Genomic DNA, 18,190 nt, shown 5'->3' with positions numbered 1-18,190 from the left:
ACCATGTCGATAGAAGACGAGCGCCTGCGCAGCTTGATTGCGACCGGTCTCCTCGACACCGAAGGCGAGGAGCGATTCGATCGCCTGACCCGCCTGGCGAGCAACACGCTTCGCGCACCCGTCGCCCTGATTTCGCTCGTCGATCTGGACCGCCAGTGGTTCAAGTCCAGGGTCGGTATGGAAGTGCAGCAGACCCCGCGCAGCGTATCCTTCTGCGATCACGCCATTCGCAAGCCGGAGGAGGTCATGGTCGTGCTCGACGCGACCCGGGACGAGCGTTTCCGCACCAATCCCCTCGTGACCGCGAGCGACAAGCCGGTGGCTTTCTACGCAGGCGCGCCGCTCGTCACCGCCTCGGGCCATGCGATCGGGTCGCTCTGCGTCATCGACCACGTACCGCGCGAGGAGTTCTCGCAGATCGAGCGCGACATCCTGCGCGATCTGGCGCGCGGCGTGATGAACGAGATCGAATCGGCCGCGCGGGAACGCGAGATCGACGATCTCGAGGTCATCAATCGCGAATTGCAGCACCGGATGGGCAATCTCTACGCCCAGGTTTCCGGTGTCGCGTCGTTGATCGGCAAGTCGGAAGCCGACGTGCAGAGCTTCATGCGCAAGCTCAACGACAACATCCGCACGATGTCGCAGGTGCAGACGCTCTTTGCCGCGAACAAGTACGACAGCGTCCCGTTTCGCGACCTCGTCAAGAACGCCCTGCTGCCGTTCTCGGCTGCCGTGGCAGCCGGGCGCATCAAGGTCGAGGACAGCCACGACCTGATGGTGTCGGAGCGCGGCGCTTTCCTCGTCACTCTCGTCCTCAACGAACTCGCCACGAATGCGACCAAACACGGCGCGCTCGCGAGCGATGACGGTACCATCGTCCTCGACACCGATCATGCCGAGGGGGTCACGATCAAGTGGAGCGAGAATTTCTCCGTGACCGGGCAGCGCAACGCGATCACCGAAGGCTTCGGATCGCGCATCCTGCGCGATATCGCGCCGCGCGGGCTGGACGGGCGGGCAACGCTCGATTTCTCGCCTGGCGGCTTCGATTACGTGCTCACGGCGAACAAGCGGTTCTTCCTTCCGCAAGAGGTTCTGACCGCGCCGCGGGTTTGACGATCGGCCGTTTGGCATTGACTTTTTGCAGCGCAGCATCCATCTGCCCGTCCAAGCGAAGCACGCAGCCAGCGTGAAGCGGCGGATGACAGACAGACCTCCGCCCCGGCCGTAGCTTCGACGTTTTTCCCAAGACTTCCCTATTCACGCGGGCGGTTTCAACCGACGCGACACGTGCGCCGTGGCCGATGGCCTGCGCGCGCCATCGCACATGATGCGAGTTACTTCATGACGATCACTTTCGACCAACTCGGGCTGTCGCAGCCCGTCCTCCAGGCCCTCGATCTCAAGGGCTATTCCGAACCCACGCCGATCCAGGCGCAGGCCATTCCGCCCGTGCTCGAAGGGCGCGACCTTATGGGCATCGCCCAGACCGGGACCGGCAAGACCGCAGCCTTCATGTTGCCCTCGATCGACCGGCTGCGGGCTGCCGACAACCAGACCCCGTTCAAGAGCTGTCGCATGCTGGTGCTTGCACCGACGCGCGAACTTGCCGGCCAGATCGCCCAGAGTGCCAAGGATTACGGCGCGCTGGCGGGCCTCAAGGTGCATTCGATCGTCGGCGGAACCTCCGTCAACAAGGATCGCAACAAGCTGCATCGGGGAACCGACATCCTCGTCGCGACGCCGGGCCGCCTGCTCGACCTGATCGACCAGAAGGCCTTCCGTCTCGACGCGGTCGAGGTGCTGGTGCTCGACGAGGCCGACCAGATGCTCGACCTCGGCTTCATCCACGCGCTGCGCAAGATCAGCGAACTGGTCCCCGACGACCGCCAGACGCTGTTCTTCAGCGCCACCATGCCCAAGCAGATCCAGGAACTGGTGGGCAAGTACTGCCACGACCCGGTCAAGGTCAGCGTCACCCCCGCGGCAACCACTGCCGAGCGCATCGACCAGTATCTCTTCATGGTCCAGCAGGACGAGAAGCAGGCGCTGCTCGAGCTCATCCTGTCCGAGCGCCACAAGGTGCCCGGCAAGTTCGAGCGCGTGCTGATCTTCACCCGGACCAAGCACGGCGCGGACCGCGTCGTGAAGAAGCTGGCCCAGCGCGGCATCCCGGCCAATGCGATCCACGGCAACAAGAGCCAGCCGCAGCGCCAGCGCGCGCTCGACGAGTTCAAGCGGGCCAAGACCCCGATCCTCATCGCGACCGATGTCGCGGCGCGCGGGATCGACATTCCCGGTGTCAGCCACGTGATCAATTACGAGCTGCCCAATGTTCCGGAACAATATGTTCACCGGATCGGGCGGACCGCGCGTGCCGGGGCGGACGGGGTGGCGATCGCCTTCTGCGCCGAGGACGAGCGTGCCTATCTCAAGGACATTACCCGCAACACCGATGCCGAGTTCGAGCGGCTGCCGCTGCCGGACAATTTCCGCGCCGTGGTCGAAGGCGTTGGCCCGACGAAGCCGCCGGCCAAGCAGCCGCGCCAGCGCGTCAGCCCCAAGCCCAAGGGCGGGGCACGCGGCGCAAGCGGCGCAGCGGGCGGGCAGGGCGAAGGCCAGCAGCGCAAGCCCAAGGCAAAGCATCCTGCTCGCAAGGGTCGGCCGCAGGGCGCCGGAGCGGGTGCCGGCGGACAGGGCCGCCCGGGCGGCAACCGCAACCGCAATCGCAATCGCAGCGGAGGCGGGCAGAACGCCAGCCGCGGCTAATTCGGAACTTGCCAGCGCGGCTCCTGTTGGCAAGGGACTGAGACAACAGTCCCACGCCTGACAGGAGCGCCGCATGGCCGCCGATACCAACACCGAATATGATTTCGACCTCTTCACCATCGGTGCGGGGTCGGGCGGGGTGCGCGCCAGCCGCGTTTCGGCCGCGCATGGCGCTCGCGTCGCGATCGCGGAGGAGCACCGCGTCGGCGGAACCTGCGTCATCCGCGGTTGCGTGCCAAAGAAGATGCTCGTCTACGGCGCGCATTTCGCGGAGGACCTGGAGGATTGCCAGAAGTTCGGCTGGGAAATCGGCGAGAAGAAATTCGACTGGAAGGTGCTGCGCGACAACGTGCTGGCCGATGTCGACCGGCTCGAAGGCGCGTACACCGACACGCTCGAGAACCACGACGTCACCATTTTCCACGAGCGTGCCGAGATTACCGGCGAGCACGAGATCACGCTGGCGAGCGGCAAGACCGTAACCGCGAAGTACATCCTGATTGCGACGGGCGCTCATCCCCGCATGCCCGAATGTCAGGGCGCCGATCATGCGATCAGCTCCAACGAGGCATTCCATCTCGACGAGCTGCCCAAGAAGATCATCATCGCCGGCGGTGGCTACATCGCCAATGAATTCGCCGGCATCTTCAACGAATTCGGCTGTGATGTTCATATCGTCAATCGCGGCGACCGCCTGCTGCGCCAGTATGACGAGGCGGTCCGCGACCGCCTGTTGCAGATCAGCACGATGAAGGGGATCAAGTTCCGCTTCAACACGACGTTCGAATACATCAAGCCCTGCGACGAGGGCGGATACTTCGTGAAGATGTCCGACTGCGACGAGGAGAAGGCCGATCTCGTCATGTTCGCGACCGGCCGCGTTCCCAACACCAAGGGGCTCGGCCTCGACAAGGCGGGAGTCGAAGTCGGCGATAATGGCGAGATCAAGGTCGACCGTTTCAGCAAGACCAATGTGGACCACATCTATGCGGTGGGCGATGTGACCGACCGCGTGCAGCTGACTCCGGTCGCCATCCGCGAAGGTCAGGCATTCGCCGATACCGTTTTCGGCAAGGGCGATCCGGTGGCGGTGGACCACAGCTGTATCCCCAGCGCGGTGTTCAGCCATCCGCCGATCGCCTCTGTCGGGATGACCGAGGGCGAGGCGAAGAACAAGCTGGGCAGCGTTAAGGTCTATCTCTCCGATTTCCGGCCCATGAAGAACGTGCTGGCGGGGCGCAACGAGCGCAGCCTGTTCAAGATGATCTGCGACGGCGAGAACGGCCGGATCGTCGGTATCCACATGATCGCCCCCGAAGCGCCCGAGATGATGCAGGCCGCGGCGATCGCGGTGAAGGCGGGCCTGACCAAGGAAGACTTCGACGCGACCACCGCGATCCATCCCACCATGGCAGAAGAGCTCGTCCTCATGCGCTGAGCTTCCGGCCCCATTCAGCGCGCTTTCAGGCACAGCGGCAAGAATGAGGTAACCGGGGAGCAATGCCGTGCGATCAGAATGTTACTTGCCGTTGCTGCTAGTCGTTGCCGGGTGCCAGCCCGCTGGCGACCAGATGGCTGCGGCCGACGTCCAGGGCGGTGAGGAGCGCGTTTACGCGACGCAGACCAAGGCTCCGACGCCCGATTACAAGGCGCTCCTCGCCGAAGCACCGCTGGCGGATAGCGGATGGGTACGGCGCGAACCAACATCGGCCCCTCCAGCCGATGCGAAGGCGATCGGACAGGCATGGATCGACCGGCTCGAGCAGCGCAAGGCACTGAGCGGCTACGGCCTTAGCGGGAAGGGACCCGATGGTCCGGTCTCACTGATCGACGTCGGAATGCCGGAGAGCGAGTTCGAGGCCTGGGCCAAGGAAAACGGCTGGACCCTTCCGACGCACATCTACTGGACTTTCGTGCCCGCACTGGCACTGCCGCGCGTTTCCCAAGCAGCAGCCAAGGGCATCCGCGTCTGGCCTGCCTCGACGGCGCGCACCGGCGCGCAGAACGAGGCGCTGCTGTGGGGCCGGGTCGAGCTGCGCGACGGCTGCTTTTACGGCGATACCGGCGACGGGACCCCGCAGAAGCTGGCCTTCTTCCACGAAGAGATCGGTCTCGATGTCGATGCGGAAGGCTATTTCATCCTGCGCGATCGCGTGTCCGGCAGCACGCTCGCGCGGATAGGCGAACAGATGAACTGGGGCGGTCCGCCATCGGCCTATATCGCCCCGGAGCTTGAGGCCGAGATTCTGGAAAAATGCGGCCCGGGCGAGATTCTCGTCGTCGGCTCGCCCGAATCGGAAGAGCGCTTCGCGACCCAGTATCCGCATGTGCGCGAGTTGAGAGTTCCGCCCAAACCGCCCGGCAACTGACCAGCGCCGCGTTCACTACTGGTCCGCAGCGGGACACGGAACGGCGCGAGCCGTTGCGCGTCTGACAAGGGGCTGCGTATACGGCTATGGGTCCGAATCGCGTTAACCACCTTCCGGGAGGCCGAATGAACGTACTGGCATCGCGTGGCCAATTGCGGGCAAGTTTCTTCCGCTGGGCACTTCTGACCGTACCGGCCGTCATGCTGCTCGGCTTCCTTTCGGGCATGGTGGTGCAGAGCGGTCCGGAAAATCCGTGGTTCAATGGCCTCGAAAAACCGGCAATCTATCCGCCTCCTGCGGCCTTCGGCATCGTCTGGTCGATCCTTTACGCGATGATCGGGTTCGCGCTGGCGCTGGTCTGCGCGGCCTGGGGTGCGCGAGGGCGCGGGCTGGCGATAACCTTCTTCATCCTGCAATTGCTGGTCAACCTGGCCTGGACGCCCGTGTTCTTCGGCATGCAGGACATGCGCGCCGCGCTTGTCGTGATCGGCGTCCTCGACGTGCTGGTGCTGATCACTGTCGTGCTGTTCTGGCGCGTGCGTCGGCTCGCGGCGGTGCTGATGCTCCCGTACCTCGCGTGGATCCTGTTCGCGACGGTGCTCAACTGGCAATTCATCGTGATGAACCCCGATGCCGTCCCCGGCGACAGCGGCGCGGTGCAGAGGGTGCGCCTGTAAGGGCTTGCGATAGCGCTGCGGCCTCGCCACATAGCTTGCCATGCAAAGCCAGAACCCCCTGATCGCCGATCTCGTCAAGCTCGCCAACGGCGCAGCAGGCACTTTTGCCGGCATGACCCGCGAGGCGCGCGAGAGCGCGCGCGAGCGCGTGCGCGAAGCGGTCGGCGGCATGGATTTCGTCAGCCGCGAGGAATTCGACGCGGTCAAGGCGATGGCCGCAAAGGCGCGCGAAGAGGCGGACGATCTGAAAGCCCGCGTCGCCGCGCTCGAAGCGAAGCTGAAATCCTGATCCCGAACGCGCTATAGCTGCACCCGATGCAGCTGCGCGCACCAGCCATTCTCGTTGCCGCCCGTCCGCATGGCGAGACGGCGGTCGTTGCGCGCCTCCTGACCGAGGAACACGGCCTCGTCGCGGCCTATGTCGCCGGGGGCAGGGGCCGGCGCCTGCGCCCAGTGGTCATACCCGGCAATCTGGTCGAGGCAGACTTGCGCGCTCGCTCGGACAGCCAGCTGCCTTTCGCCCGCCTCGAACTGGTGCAAAGCCGCGGCCCGTGGCTGAGCGAGCCGCTGCCGGCTGCCGCGATCGCCTGGTCCTGCGCGCTCACCGCCAGCGTCCTGCCCGAGCGCAATGCCTATCCCGCGCTCTATCACGCACTGTCCGCGACGCTCGATGCGATCTGCAATGCGCCCTCTGCGCGGGGCTGGGCGCCGGCTCTGGTTGCCTACGAGGCGCTGATGCTGCGCGAAATGGGCTATGGCGGAAATGCCGAGCGGCCCGAGGTAGCCGATCTATCGGCGGCCCTCGAATTTCTGGACCGGCTGGAAGCGCCGATCGCCCGCTACCTGCTTGCCGACCGCTTGGGCGATGTTATGGCCGCGCGGACTTTGCTGAGACAGCGCCTGGCACGGATGGTCGAATGAAAATCGCGATATTCCCCGGAGACGGCATCGGACCCGAAGTGACGGCGCAGGCCCGTCGGGTCCTCGAACGGCTCGACCTGCCACGGCTGGTGCTGTTCGAAGGGGATGTCGGCGGCATCGCCTACCGGCGGCACGGACACCCGCTGCCCGCCGAAACGCTGGAAATGGCCCGCGCGAGCGATGCCGTGCTGTTCGGCGCAGTCGGCGACCCGTCCTGCGACGACCTGCCGCGCGCGATGCGGCCCGAACAGGCGATCCTGGGTCTTCGCGCCGAGCTCGGCCTGTTTGCCAACCTGCGCCCCGCCACGCTGTTCGACGGGCTGGAAGAACTCTCCACCTTGCGGCCGGAAATCGCCCGCCAGATCGACATGCTGATCGTGCGCGAACTGAACGGCGACGTCTATTTCGGCGACAAGGGAATTCGCACGCTCGAAAACGGCGATCGCGAGGGGTGGGACATGATGTCCTATTCGACCGGCGAGGTGCGCCGTATCGCCGAGCTCGCCTTTCGCGCGGCCCAGGGTCGCCGCGGCAAGGTGACTAGCGTGGACAAGGCCAACGTGCTCGAGACGAGCCAGGTCTGGCGCGACACGGTGATCGAGGTGGCCGCCAGCTTCCCCGACGTGACGCTCGACCACATGTACGTCGACAATGCCGCGATGCAGCTGGTTCGCAATCCGGGAGCGTTCGACGTCGTGGTGACCGGCAATCTGTTCGGCGACATCCTGTCCGACCAGGCGAGCGTATGCGTAGGCTCGATCGGGCTTCTGGCGAGTGCCTCGCTCGGCGAGCGGCAGACCGAGTTCGGCACCTTCGGGCTCTACGAACCGATCCATGGCAGCGCGCCGGACATCGCGGGCAAGGGTTGGGCCAATCCGATGGCTGCGATCCTCTCGGTGGCCATGCTGCTGCGTCACAGCCTCGGGCGCGAAGCCGACGCATCGCGCGTCGAAGCCGCTGTGGCGAAGGCGCTGGCCGACGGCGTTCGCGGTCGCGACATCGGCGGTAGCGCTGGTTGCACCGAGATCGGCGACGCGGTGATCGAGCGGCTTTAGCGGTGGTCGAAAAACGCAGGCTCGTAACCTTGCGTTGACGTTTACCATATATCGCGCGAGGCCATGGACATGGATCAGACCGCATTCCAGCGTGCCGCCGAACATCGCACCCGCGCGCTCGAACTCGCCATCATTCTGCCGACGCTCAACGAGCGGGACAACCTCGCATCGCTGGTCGAGCGAATCGATGGCGCACTGGGCGAGATTTCCTGGGAAGTGCTGATCGTCGACGACAACAGCGCCGACGGAACGTCGGATGCGGCCCGCGCGCTCTCGCTGGTCGATCCGCGGGTTCGGGTCATCCAGCGGATCGGTCGTCGCGGCCTGGCGAGCGCGGCCATCGAGGGCTTCTGCGCTACCGCAGCGCCCTTCGTGGCGGTGATGGATGCCGACCACCAGCACGATCCGGCGCTGCTGCCTGGCATGCTCGACGCGGTCCGCTCGGGCGAGGCGGACGTCGCGGTCGCATCGCGCTTTGCCGAAGGGGCGAGCATGGAGGACTGGGGCCGGCCCGATCGCGAGAAGCTGTCCGGCGTCGCCAACGGCCTTGCCCGCAAGCTCACCGGGGTCAGCCTGTCGGACCCGATGAGCGGCTATTTTCTCCTGTCCAGCGACCGGGCGCGGACGCTCGTTCCGAACCTCTCGGGCATCGGGTTCAAGATCTTGCTCGATCTACTGGCCACCTCGACCGAAACGCTCAGGGTAAAGGAATTCCCGTTGAAATTCGCCGCACGCCGCTCGGGCGAGAGCAAGCTCGATCGAGCGATCGCCTTCGATTTCCTTGCCGGACTCTACGACAAGACCTTCGGCAAGATCATCCCGACCCGCTTTGCATTGTTCGGCACGGTCGGGGCGGCCGGTGTGCTCGTCCACATGGCGGTGCTCGCGGTGCTGTTTCCCGGTATGACCGCTACCTTCTGGAAGGCGCAGCTGGGCGCGGTGATCGTCGCCATGAGCTTCAACTTTTGGCTCAACAACTGGCTCACCTACCGCGACCAGCGGCTGACCGGGACGGGCGCGCTGCTGCGCGGCTGGATCGGATTTTGCGCGACCTGTGCGGTCGGCGGCTTTGCCAACGTGGCTGTCGCCACCCTTCTCGAATCGCGCGGGATCTGGTGGTTCGTCGCCGCATTGGCCGGGATCGTCATCGGCTCGGTGTGGAACTACGCCTTGTCGAGCCGCTTTGTCTGGGGTCGATACTGAGGGCCAACCGGCCTTCCTACCTCCAGCTGTCGAGCCACATCCAGGTCGCGAAAGACCCCGGACCTTCCAGCGCCGCGGCGCTCAGGATCGGGTAGAACCATGCGAACATCGCGATGCTGGCCGCTGGAATGGCGAGCGAAATCCAGCGCCAGCCGTCGCGCCACAGCTCGGCCGTAAGCAGCGCGAGGGCAGCCAGCAGGGCGATGCTCGGCACGAAGTAGTGATAATAGAATTGCACCGGTTTGGCCGCGAAGAACCAGAGGCCAAGGCTTGCGGCGTACACCAGGAATACCCCCAGCGCGTCCATGCGCCGGCGCACGACTCCCACCCACGCACACCAGCCCAGCGCGCCGAGGCCGAGGAGCATGGTCAGCGGATTGCCGATCAGCACGATCCCGCGCTGGACCCCGTCGACCGGCTCGTAAAGGTACCAGATCGCGCGGACGTTGAGGATCCAGTCGGGCCAGGTGCTCTGGTAAGGATGGGGCGCGAGCACGCTTTCGTGCAGGGCCAGCATCTCGCGGTGCAGCGCTATGATCCCGGTTTGCGAGATCGAGCCATCCGCGAATGTGTATGCCGGCAGGAAGGTCGCCCAATAGGCGATCAGCGGCACCATTCCGAGCCAGAGAGCGGCCTCGGGCAGGGTAATTCCCGGAACCGGCGCGCCGCGGCGGCTCCACAGGCCGCGCCAGCCATCGGCATGCAGGCGCGCGACAAGAAAAGCGAGGCCGGGCAAAGGCAGCAGCGGCAGTGCATTCCACTTGGAAGCGGCTGCCAGGCCCAGCGCGATCCCGGTCATCGCCAATCGCCTGCGTCCCGTCTCGGGTTCCCGGACAGCACCTGCAAACTGCCACGCGGCAATGGCAAGAAATGCGGCCATGAAGATGTCGAGCATGGCGATGCGCGATTGCACGAAGAGCGCAAAGCCGGTCGCCAACAGCAGCCCGTATGCGATCGTCGCAGGCCGCGAGCAGCTTGCAAACCATAGCGCGCGCATCGCGGCGAAAAGCGTCATCGTGCCCGCCAGCAACGAGAAAATTCTCCACCCGAGCGGCCCGTCGCCGAACAGAGCTATGCCGGCGGCGATCGCTTCCTTGCCGAACAGCGGGTGCTCGCGGTTGGGGTAGGTCGCCCCTTCGAGCAGGGCGCGCGCGGCGGGCAGGTAATGTACCTCATCGAAATAGGGCGCTGCGGGCGTGGTCAGCCGGATGGAGCACAAGACGAGGAAAGCGATGGCGATTGCGAAGCACCAGCCCATCGGATCACGTTCGTGAGGCGGTGCGTAACTCATCGTCGCGGTGATTAGGTGGCGGCCTTGCGCCCCGCAAGCGCCATATCGTTCGGCCGGGTAATTGACCCTCATGTGACCACGGTTCGTCGCAACCCCTAGGGAAAGTTCGATTTTTTGTTTTCTTGTTGGAACCGGAACGCCGGCCGGTGATTGAGCCTTCATTGCACTGAAAGGGTCAACATTATGAAATCCGCCAAGATTGCCACTGCTCTCGCCGCTGCCGCCCTCGTTACGGCGCCTATCGCCGCCCAGGCCGCTCCGGTTGCCATCGATCGTGAAGCTGCTCCCTCGGCTCAGAACGAAGAGATGGGCGGCGGCATCGGTCCGGCATTCATCGTCATCGCGATCGCCGCGATCGGCATGGCAATCCTGCTGCTGACCGACGATGATGACGATCCGATCAGCGCCTAAGTCCTGATCACTGCATTCTCGCGAGCGGACCGTCGGCGAAACGCCACGGTTCGCCGCAAGTTTTTGTGAATTGTCGTTTTCGTCCAACCGTTTCGGAACGGTTCGTTCTTTGGGCATTTGGTTCAATGAACGCTTTTTTACAGGGGACGCTTATGAAACTCGCTAAACTTGCCACCGTTGCCGCCGCTGCATCGCTTGCTGCCGCACCTGTCGTTGCACAGGCCGCGCCCGCAATCGAACGTGCTGCGCCTGCTGCCGAGCAGGAAGGCGAACTCGGTGCGATGGGCTTCGGTAGCCCGGTCACCTTGCTCTTGCTTGCTGCAGTGGTCGTGGGGCTTATCGTGGTCCTCGATGATGGCGACGACGATCCGATCAGCGCCTGATCGCAGAAATACGATGTTACGGGACGGGGCCTTCGGGCCCCGTTTTTCGTTGCGCTCGGCAAAGCGCGCACCCTAAGGCTGCCGGCATATGAAGAAGACATCCGGCATCGATCGTTCCATCACGAAGAAGTGGCGTCCGGCTACCCAGGCCGTGCGTGGCGGTACCTGGCGCTCCGAACACGGCGAAACCAGCGAAGCGCTGTTTCTCACCTCGGGCTACACCTACGACAACGCCCAGACGGTCGCCGATCGTTTCTCGGGCGATGCCGACGGGATGACTTATTCTCGCCTCCAGAACCCGACCGTCGCGATGCTGGAAGAACGCATCGCGCTCATGGAGGGCGCCGATGCCTGCCGCGCGCAGGCGAGCGGGATGGCTGCGATGACGACTGCTCTCCTGTGCCAGCTACAAGCAGGCGATCACGTCGTCGCCGCGCGGGCCGCTTTCGGGTCGTGCCGTTGGCTCGTCGACAACCTGCTGCCGAAGTTCGGGATCGAGACGACGGTCATCGACAGCGCCGTGGACGAGGAATGGGAGCGCGCCCTGCGGCCCAATACCAAGGTATTCTTCTTCGAAACCCCCGCCAATCCGACGCTCGATATCGTCGATCTCAAGCACGTCTGCGATGTCGCCAGGGCGAACGGCGTGACCACGGTGGTGGACAATGCCTTTGCCACTGCGGCGCTCCAGCGCCCGCTCGAATGGGGCGCCGACGTCGTGGCTTACAGCGCGACCAAGCTGATGGACGGGCAGGGCAGGGTGCTCGCCGGCGCGGTATGCGGCAGCCAGGAGTTCATCGACGAGAAGCTGCTGCCCTTCCAGCGCAACACCGGCCCCAATTGTGCCCCGTTCAACGCCTGGGTCGTCCTCAAGGGGCTGGAGACGTTGTCGCTGCGTGCCCACAAGCAGAGCGAGAACGCGATGGCGCTCGGCAAGTTCATGGAGGGAAGGGTGCCGCACATGCTTCATCCCGGCCTTCCGAGCCACCCGCGTCACGAGCTCGCGATGCGCCAGATGGATGCCTGCGGCCCGATCTTCAGCTTCGTGGTCGAGGGGCGGGCGCAGGCGCATGCGATCCTCGATGCGCTCGAGCTGATCGATATTTCCAACAACATCGGCGATGCGCGCAGCCTGATGTGCCATCCCGCCTCGACCACCCATGCCAACATGGGCGCAGAAGCACGCGAGGAAATGGGCATCCCCGAAGGACTGCTGCGAATTAACGTGGGGCTCGAGGATATCGATGACCTCAAGGAAGACATGGATCGCGCGTTGAGCGCAGGAGGGCTCTAGCGATGCCGAAGACCGTCGAGTTCATTTTCGATTGCGTGAGCCCCAACGCCTATCTCGCGTGGTGGCCACTGCGCGATCTGCTCGGCCGGCACCAGGCGACGCTCGAAGTGACGCCGGTCTTCCTTGGCGGAATGCACAAGCTGACGGGCAACGCCCCGCCGTTCGTTCGCAATGCCGAGATCAAGGGCAAGAACGCCTACGCGATGCTCGAGATCGAGCGGTTCATCGCGAAACACGGCCTCACCAGATATCGCATGCCCGCGACCTTTCCGTTCAATTCCATCGTCCCGCAACGCATGCTGCTGGCGGTCGAGGGCGAAGAGCGGGTCAACCTTGCCGAGTGCCTGCTAAAGTCGATCTGGGAGGACGGTACTGATCCGGCGGACGCAGAGGCGCTCGGTGCGGCGCTGGACTCGGCAGGATTCGACGGGGCCGCGCTGACAGCTGCCACACAGGACGCCTCCATCAAGCAGGCGCTGATCGACAACACCGAAGCGGCGGTCGAGCGGGGCGCATTCGGCATCCCGACCTTTTTCGTCGATGGCGAGATCTATTTCGGGAAGGAAAGGCTCGGCCAGATCGAGGACCAGCTCTCCGCCTAGGTCCCCGACCTCACGCAGCCGTCACGCCTGCAAGTATACCCACTTTTCCTCTTCCAGCACGATGTCCGGGATCGGCGCGAAAGGAAGCATCGGCGTCATCTTGTAGGTCATCTTGAGCTGGCCGTACTGGGCCCCGTTGGTAGCGGTGCCCTTGGTGAATTTGAGCGATGTCACACCGGACTGGTCCACGCCGACCAGTTCGTCGAGCGTTTCGGTGTAGACTTGGGCCTCGGTCGTCGTCGGCTCGACCTTGTACAGCCGCAAGCCTTCACCCATCGCGTTCCGCATCGCACCTGCAGTGTGCAGAGCCATGCCGAACTGCAGGATCCCCAGCATTAGCGTCACAAGGATGGGAATCGCCATGGCGAATTCGAAGCCGAGCGAACCCCGGCGATCATGCGCGATACGTCGAAAGATACGGACGGCCATTACTGGAACCTCACGGTGCTGTCGCCGACGACCTTGACCGTCGACGAGCGGGTCTTGCCATCAAACATGGTTGCGAAGGCGGACCAGTTGAAATCGAGACCGACGTTCTTCGTCAGCGAGACCGTTGCATAGCGCCCGATGGTCTCGTCGTCGGCGCAGATATCGGTGAAACTGGCCTGAACCTCGCCGTCGCACTCGAGGTAGAGCTTCACCACCACGCCCGATTTGGGGAGGCCGGAGGCGCTCACCGCTTCGTTGACGTAGACCGTGGTGTTCGCGCTGCTCGGTCGCTTGGCAAGAACGAAGTCGGTCGTGCGTTGGGCGGCCTGCTCCAGATCGATCTTGGTCGCGACCAGGCGCGAGATGTCGATCATGCCCAGGCACAGCAACATCAGCAGCGGCAGGGACAGCGCCATTTCGACGAGGGCGACGCCACGCGTATCGCGCCGAATGCGCCGCGAGAGCCGGACAAGTCCGCGCAGGGGTTCGAAAGATGCCAGCATCATTCGACCACCCTGATCACGCGCGACTTGTTGTTGATCCTGCTGGCATCAAACGGGCAGTCGGAGAAGTCGTTGACGAGATCGTAGGTACCCATGAAGTTCAGCGTGTAGCCGATCAGCATCAGGCAGTCCGTCCCCATCTCGGAGTTGCCGTTGTACCGCATGTCGCCCTTGGGCATGTAGATGATGCCCTCCATGTCGATATCCGACCCGCCGTTGAGGATGCTTTCCTTGGTGGATCCCATCGGATCCTGGAACACCAGCACCCCGTCCCATTCGTTGTCGGCATCGTCCGGCGGCGAGAGCTTGACCTTGGCCTGGGCGTTGACGTCCATGGTCGCGACAGTTGCCGGTGTCTTTCCGGTGAGAACGAAGGTGACGCCGGTACCGGCGACATTTGCCTTGTTACCGAGATCGAAGGTTCCGCCATCGATGATGTAGACCCCGGGCGCGAAGTTCGCCTGCCCGGCTATGCTGAGGCCGCCGCAGAAACGCACCGGCACGCCGCTGACGGAAGGCTTGTAGTTCGTGACGGCCTTGTTGCTCGATTTTTCGTTGGTGTAATCGCATTTGCTCGGTTCCTGCGGAACCTCGAGCTCGCGATCGGCCATCGGATCGGGAGCAACCGGGGCGTAGGATCGAACCGAGGTTCCCTTCGCCAGGTTGCCGTCCGAATAGGTCACCCCGCCGACCGCGCTGATCGGATCGGCGATGACGTAACTGCTGCCGCTCAGGGTGATCGCACCGGCGCTCTGGGAGTTTGCGACCATTCCGCAGCCCAGGTCCAGGTTGGCGGTACCACTGACATTGATCCCGGTGCCGCTCTGGCGCAGCGAGACAACGCAATATTCGCCGTCGCCGATCGCGGTTGCGACCGAGCGCACGCGGATCACCGCGGGATCGGCCATGAACACGCTCGAGAAAGGCAGTTTCGCGCTGGTCGTCGCGATGATCTCGATCGCAAGATCATCGTCGGCATAGGCGCCGGAGTCCGGCGGATTGGTGAGCTTTTCGATCACGTACTTGGAGTTGGCGGCCTTCGCCATCGTGTCCTGCGCGCTGTTCTCCCAGTCGTCGTCGCGCCACAGGGCGAGCGCGGCAGACATCGAACCGCTGTCGACGGTCTGCTGCATCTGGCGTTTCCACAGGTACCATTGCACCGCGTCGACCGCGATCCCGGCCGATCCGACGAGCGCAGCCGTGCCCGCGCCGACCATCACGAGGATGTTCCCCTTGGTGTTCTTGCGGAGGCGTTTCAGGAATGCCTGCATCTCAATCGTGTCCCCTGACTGTGCGCAACGGGCGCAATCCTTCACTGGGCCTTTGGCGCAATGCTGGCTAAGGGACCGTTCGCGAACAGGGTTTCCGACAGGTTAACCAAACGCGCGTCCATTGCTCCCGACAAACGCAAATCTTGGGAAAACCCGGTAGTATGGAGGGGTTCACCCCCTTGCAGCGGGCGAGGGAGACGCTACCTTGGCAATGCAATGAAACAGCTGTTCCAGCACGCCGCCATCACCGAAGGCATCACCGTCCGAGTGGCGGTCAACTTCCTGCCCGAGCAATCGCAGCCCGAGGCGGGCAAGTGGTTCTGGGTCTATCACGTGCGGATCGAGAACCGCAGCCACGAGACGGTGCAGCTGATCGCGCGGCACTGGCGCATCACCGATGCGCGCGGCATGATCAATCATGTGGACGGCGAAGGCGTGGTCGGCGAACAGCCGGTGCTCAAGCCCGGCGAGAGCCACGATTATGTTTCGGGCTGCCCGCTGACGACGCCGCACGGATCGATGGAAGGCTTCTATACCTTCCACCGCGAGGACGGTGCCCCGCTGGAGGTGGCAATCCCGTTCTTCCCGCTCGCCGCGCCTGCCGACGCGATCTGACCTGCTTGCGAGCAGGCGCTGCGCCCACTAAAGGCGCTTCCCGGACATGAAACGCACGCATCTTCCTCTCAACGCCCTGCGCGTTTACGACGCGGCGGCCCGCCACCTCAGCTTCACCCGCGCGGCGGACGAGCTGGCGGTTACGCCGGCTGCCGTCGGCCAGCAGATCCGCGCGCTCGAGGATCACCTGGGCACGGTGCTCTTCCGTCGCACCAGCAAGGGGCTGGAGCTGACCGAGGAAGGCGCTGCCGGGCTCGATGCGTTGCGCGAAGGCTTCCTCAAGTTCGAGGAAAGCGTCCAAGCGATGCAGGCCGGCCAGGCCTCCGACCGCTACACGATCGCCGCCCCGCGCGAATTCTACGCCCAATGGCTCGCGCCGCGGCTCGCCGCCTTCCGCAAGGCGAACGAGGGCGTGCATTACCAGCTGATCGAGAACGAGAACGCCGACTTCACCGAGGCCAATCTCGACCTTGCGGTGCGGCTGGTCGACGGTCCGGGCGAGCTCGAGGGGATCGAGCTGGCGCCTGCGCAACGCGTGGTCGTCTGCGCGCCGCAAGCGCCGGAGGAAGTGCAGAACACCTGGATCGACTGGCCGGGCGCGCCGCTGCCCGAAGGTGCCAAGGCCGATATCCAGGTCGGCAATGCGGGCCAGGCGCTCTCCAGCGCGATGGCGGGCATGGGCAAGGCGATCCTGCCGTTCCTGCTGGTCGAGGAGGCCCTGGGCCGAGGTCGGCTCGAAGTGCTCGAAGGGCCGGACGAGGGCCGCCGCGCCTACTGGCTGGTCGCTCCGTTGCCGCAATGGCGCCAGAAGAAGGTCAAGGCGCTGGTCGCTTTCCTTACCGAGTAGGTCGCAGCACCGCGAATACCCGCGCCATCCCCGGCGGATCGGCCTCCTGTTCCAGCACTGCAAGCGCCTCTGACACGTCGAGCGTGTAGGGAATGGTCACGTCGGCCGTTCCGCTCTGCCGCCCGCCGATCGAGCGCACGAAGTCGATCGCGCTGCGATTCTCGTGCAGGGTCTCGACGTGGAAGCGCTCGATCCCCTCTGCTTGCGCATCCAGCAGGATCGTCGCGGTCAGCAGCTTGCCGAGCCCGAGACCGTGCCATTCGTCGAGAATGGCGATGGAGAACTCCGCGCAGTCCGGATCGTCATCGTTGCGGAACGCGTGGACCGCGCCGATCGCCGGCTGGCCGTCCGCAGCGAGGTCGATCGCGCCCCAGGCCATGTGCTTGACCCCGTCCGCATCGAGCAGCCGGTCGATCACCCAGTCGGGCGGGGTGGCACCGCCGGAGAAGAAGCGCAGGTAGCGCGAGCGCTGCGACATCCGCGCGATGCCGGCGCGCATCAGCGCATTGTCGCCCGGCGTGATCGTGCGGATGCAGACCGGCGTTCCGTTCTCCAGTTCGGTGACGATGGTGCAGCCTGCGGGGCCGCTCGCAGTTGCGGAGATCGGGTCGGGGGCAGGCGGTGGGACGGGCGGGGGCATCGGCGTTCCGGGTGGGCACTAGGGTGTGGTGCGGGCGCGACCCTGGCGGGCATCCTAGCAGCGGTGGGTGCAGGGGCAACCGGGATCGAGCAGGACGCCCCGTCTTACTTGACCCGCCTGCCGGCTTCTCCTACATGGCGCGCCATCCGGCGTGGGATTCGCACCGCGGAACCTGCACCGGTCAGATAGAGCTGAACATTGCCGGACCTGTCCCGGGAGCCTGTCGCAGTAGCGGCGAGGCTCTTTTCTATTGCAGCAGCCCAGTCCTTTCGGAAGCGAAAGCCGGGCCGTTCGGGGCAACCGTCAAAGTAACCCGGTGGCCGTGTGGCCGTGGGTGGAGCGTTTCAGGCTCGTGCGATCAGACCGCCAAGGGTGCCCGGTTCCGGGCGTCTCGCGCGGGGATTGCCCGATCCGAACACACCGCCTGCAACCGCTAGTCGTCACCATCACCCGGTGAAGAGAAAGAACTCACATGCCGACGATCAACCAGCTGGTCCGCAAGGGCCGCGTTCCGCAGAAGGCCAAGTCCAAGGTCCCTGCGATGGAGCAGAACCCGCAGAAGCGCGGCGTTTGCACCCGCGTCTACACGACGACCCCGAAGAAGCCGAACTCGGCTCTGCGTAAAGTTGCCAAGGTCCGCCTGACCAACCAGCGCGAAGTCATCAGCTACATCCCCGGCGAAGGCCACAACCTCCAGGAACACAGCGTCGTGCTGATCCGCGGCGGCCGTGTGCGCGACCTTCCCGGCGTGCGCTATCACGTCCTTCGCGGCGTGCTCGACACGCAGGGTGTCAAGGACCGTCGCAAGAGCCGTTCCAAGTACGGCGCGAAGCGCCCGAAGTAAGTTTGGTGCGGCCGGTCCGGCTCCGGACCGCTCCGCCTCCCTGCTGCCCGAGTGGCGGTTTCC

21 protein-coding genes are annotated in these 18,190 nt (G+C 64.7%); 16 read left to right on the top strand and 5 right to left on the bottom strand.

Translation table 11 applies throughout. The features are described 5' to 3' along the window. The first annotated feature begins 3 nt into the window (after nt 1-3). The 9 genes from GRI48_RS03505 (at nt 4) to GRI48_RS03465 (ending at nt 8,997) form a co-directional block, all read left to right on the top strand. Complete coding sequence (locus GRI48_RS03505; protein ID WP_160671481.1) at nt 4-1,119, top strand: GAF domain-containing protein; 1,116 nt, start codon at nt 4-6, stop codon at nt 1,117-1,119. Between the two features lie 228 nt (nt 1,120-1,347). Further along, nucleotides 1,348-2,772 (top strand): DEAD/DEAH box helicase, encoded by a 1,425-nt coding sequence (locus tag GRI48_RS03500; protein ID WP_160671478.1) that lies wholly within the window; start codon nt 1,348-1,350, stop codon nt 2,770-2,772. A gap of 73 nt (nt 2,773-2,845) precedes the next feature. Beyond that, nucleotides 2,846-4,210, top strand: a complete 1,365-nt coding sequence (gene gorA / locus GRI48_RS03495) for a glutathione-disulfide reductase (RefSeq protein ID WP_160671475.1) — start codon at nt 2,846-2,848, stop codon at nt 4,208-4,210. 133 nt (nt 4,211-4,343) lie between these two features. Then, nucleotides 4,344-5,141: a hypothetical protein gene (locus tag GRI48_RS03490; RefSeq protein WP_160671472.1), complete on the top strand. Its 798-nt coding sequence runs from the start codon at nt 4,344-4,346 to the stop codon at nt 5,139-5,141. A 125-nt stretch (nt 5,142-5,266) separates the two neighbouring features. Further along, nucleotides 5,267-5,818 (top strand): TspO/MBR family protein, encoded by a 552-nt coding sequence (locus GRI48_RS03485; RefSeq protein ID WP_160671468.1) that lies wholly within the window; start codon nt 5,267-5,269, stop codon nt 5,816-5,818. A 40-nt stretch (nt 5,819-5,858) separates the two neighbouring features. After that, on the top strand, nt 5,859-6,107 hold the full coding sequence (locus tag GRI48_RS03480; protein ID WP_160671465.1) for an accessory factor UbiK family protein: 249 nt from the start codon (nt 5,859-5,861) through the stop codon (nt 6,105-6,107). 26 nt (nt 6,108-6,133) lie between these two features. Continuing rightward, a complete protein-coding gene (recO, locus tag GRI48_RS03475) occupies nt 6,134-6,739 on the top strand; it encodes a DNA repair protein RecO (protein ID WP_160671462.1) in 606 nt (201 codons plus the stop codon). Next, the gene (gene leuB / locus GRI48_RS03470) at nt 6,736-7,794 is read left to right on the top strand and encodes a 3-isopropylmalate dehydrogenase (protein WP_160671459.1); all 1,059 of its coding nucleotides are present in this window, start codon (nt 6,736-6,738) and stop codon (nt 7,792-7,794) included. The genes recO and leuB overlap by 4 nt, the downstream gene beginning before the upstream one ends. A gap of 63 nt (nt 7,795-7,857) precedes the next feature. Next, a complete protein-coding gene (locus GRI48_RS03465; protein WP_160671456.1) occupies nt 7,858-8,997 on the top strand; it encodes a glycosyltransferase in 1,140 nt (379 codons plus the stop codon). A 16-nt stretch (nt 8,998-9,013) separates the two neighbouring features. Here the strand turns inward: GRI48_RS03465 and GRI48_RS03460 are convergent, their stop codons facing one another. Continuing rightward, nucleotides 9,014-10,288: a phospholipid carrier-dependent glycosyltransferase gene (locus GRI48_RS03460; protein ID WP_160671453.1), complete on the bottom strand. Its 1,275-nt coding sequence runs from the start codon at nt 10,286-10,288 to the stop codon at nt 9,014-9,016. A gap of 183 nt (nt 10,289-10,471) precedes the next feature. Between GRI48_RS03460 and GRI48_RS03455 the strand changes: the two genes are divergently transcribed. The 4 genes from GRI48_RS03455 (at nt 10,472) to GRI48_RS03440 (ending at nt 12,978) form a co-directional block, all read left to right on the top strand. Next, complete coding sequence (locus GRI48_RS03455) at nt 10,472-10,699, top strand: hypothetical protein (protein WP_160671449.1); 228 nt, start codon at nt 10,472-10,474, stop codon at nt 10,697-10,699. Between the two features lie 152 nt (nt 10,700-10,851). Beyond that, entirely contained in the window at nt 10,852-11,082 is a 231-nt protein-coding gene (locus tag GRI48_RS03450; protein ID WP_160671446.1) for a hypothetical protein, read from the top strand. Nucleotides 11,083-11,170: 88 nt separating this feature from the next. Beyond that, on the top strand, nt 11,171-12,376 hold the full coding sequence (locus GRI48_RS03445) for a trans-sulfuration enzyme family protein (protein WP_160671443.1): 1,206 nt from the start codon (nt 11,171-11,173) through the stop codon (nt 12,374-12,376). A gap of 2 nt (nt 12,377-12,378) precedes the next feature. Next, nucleotides 12,379-12,978 (top strand): 2-hydroxychromene-2-carboxylate isomerase, encoded by a 600-nt coding sequence (locus GRI48_RS03440; protein WP_160671440.1) that lies wholly within the window; start codon nt 12,379-12,381, stop codon nt 12,976-12,978. A gap of 21 nt (nt 12,979-12,999) precedes the next feature. On the opposite strand, the gene GRI48_RS03435 is transcribed toward GRI48_RS03440, so the two are convergent. The 3 genes from GRI48_RS03435 to GRI48_RS03425 are packed head-to-tail and all read right to left on the bottom strand — an operon-like array spanning nt 13,000 to nt 15,181. After that, nucleotides 13,000-13,407, bottom strand: coding sequence for a TadE/TadG family type IV pilus assembly protein (locus tag GRI48_RS03435; RefSeq protein ID WP_160671436.1), 408 nt, complete (start codon nt 13,405-13,407; stop codon nt 13,000-13,002). After that, complete coding sequence (locus GRI48_RS03430; RefSeq protein WP_160671433.1) at nt 13,407-13,913, bottom strand: TadE/TadG family type IV pilus assembly protein; 507 nt, start codon at nt 13,911-13,913, stop codon at nt 13,407-13,409. Before GRI48_RS03430 ends, GRI48_RS03435 begins: the two co-directional genes overlap by 1 nt. Continuing rightward, nucleotides 13,910-15,181 carry a Tad domain-containing protein gene (locus GRI48_RS03425; protein ID WP_160671430.1) on the bottom strand — a complete coding sequence of 424 codons (1,272 nt, stop codon included), beginning with the start codon at nt 15,179-15,181 and terminating at the stop codon, nt 13,910-13,912. The genes GRI48_RS03430 and GRI48_RS03425 overlap by 4 nt, the downstream gene beginning before the upstream one ends. A gap of 216 nt (nt 15,182-15,397) precedes the next feature. On the opposite strand from GRI48_RS03425, the gene apaG reads away from it, so the two are divergent. Both apaG and GRI48_RS03415 read left to right on the top strand, forming a co-directional pair. Beyond that, nucleotides 15,398-15,796, top strand: a complete 399-nt coding sequence (apaG, locus tag GRI48_RS03420; protein ID WP_160671427.1) for a Co2+/Mg2+ efflux protein ApaG — start codon at nt 15,398-15,400, stop codon at nt 15,794-15,796. Between the two features lie 46 nt (nt 15,797-15,842). After that, complete coding sequence (locus GRI48_RS03415) at nt 15,843-16,643, top strand: LysR substrate-binding domain-containing protein (protein ID WP_160671424.1); 801 nt, start codon at nt 15,843-15,845, stop codon at nt 16,641-16,643. Here the strand turns inward: GRI48_RS03415 and GRI48_RS03410 are convergent. After that, the gene (locus GRI48_RS03410; protein WP_202389178.1) at nt 16,633-17,283 is read right to left on the bottom strand and encodes a GNAT family N-acetyltransferase; all 651 of its coding nucleotides are present in this window, start codon (nt 17,281-17,283) and stop codon (nt 16,633-16,635) included. The genes GRI48_RS03415 and GRI48_RS03410 overlap by 11 nt on opposite strands. A gap of 472 nt (nt 17,284-17,755) precedes the next feature. Here GRI48_RS03410 and rpsL point away from each other — a divergent pair, with 472 nt between their 5' ends. Next, nucleotides 17,756-18,127, top strand: coding sequence for a 30S ribosomal protein S12 (gene rpsL / locus GRI48_RS03405; protein ID WP_054118152.1), 372 nt, complete (start codon nt 17,756-17,758; stop codon nt 18,125-18,127). Nucleotides 18,128-18,190 lie beyond the last annotated feature (63 nt).

This window comes from Qipengyuania oceanensis, assembly GCF_009827535.1.
GTDB lineage: Bacteria > Pseudomonadota > Alphaproteobacteria > Sphingomonadales > Sphingomonadaceae > Qipengyuania_C > Qipengyuania_C oceanensis.
This window is presented reverse-complemented; position numbering and strand designations above follow the sequence as displayed.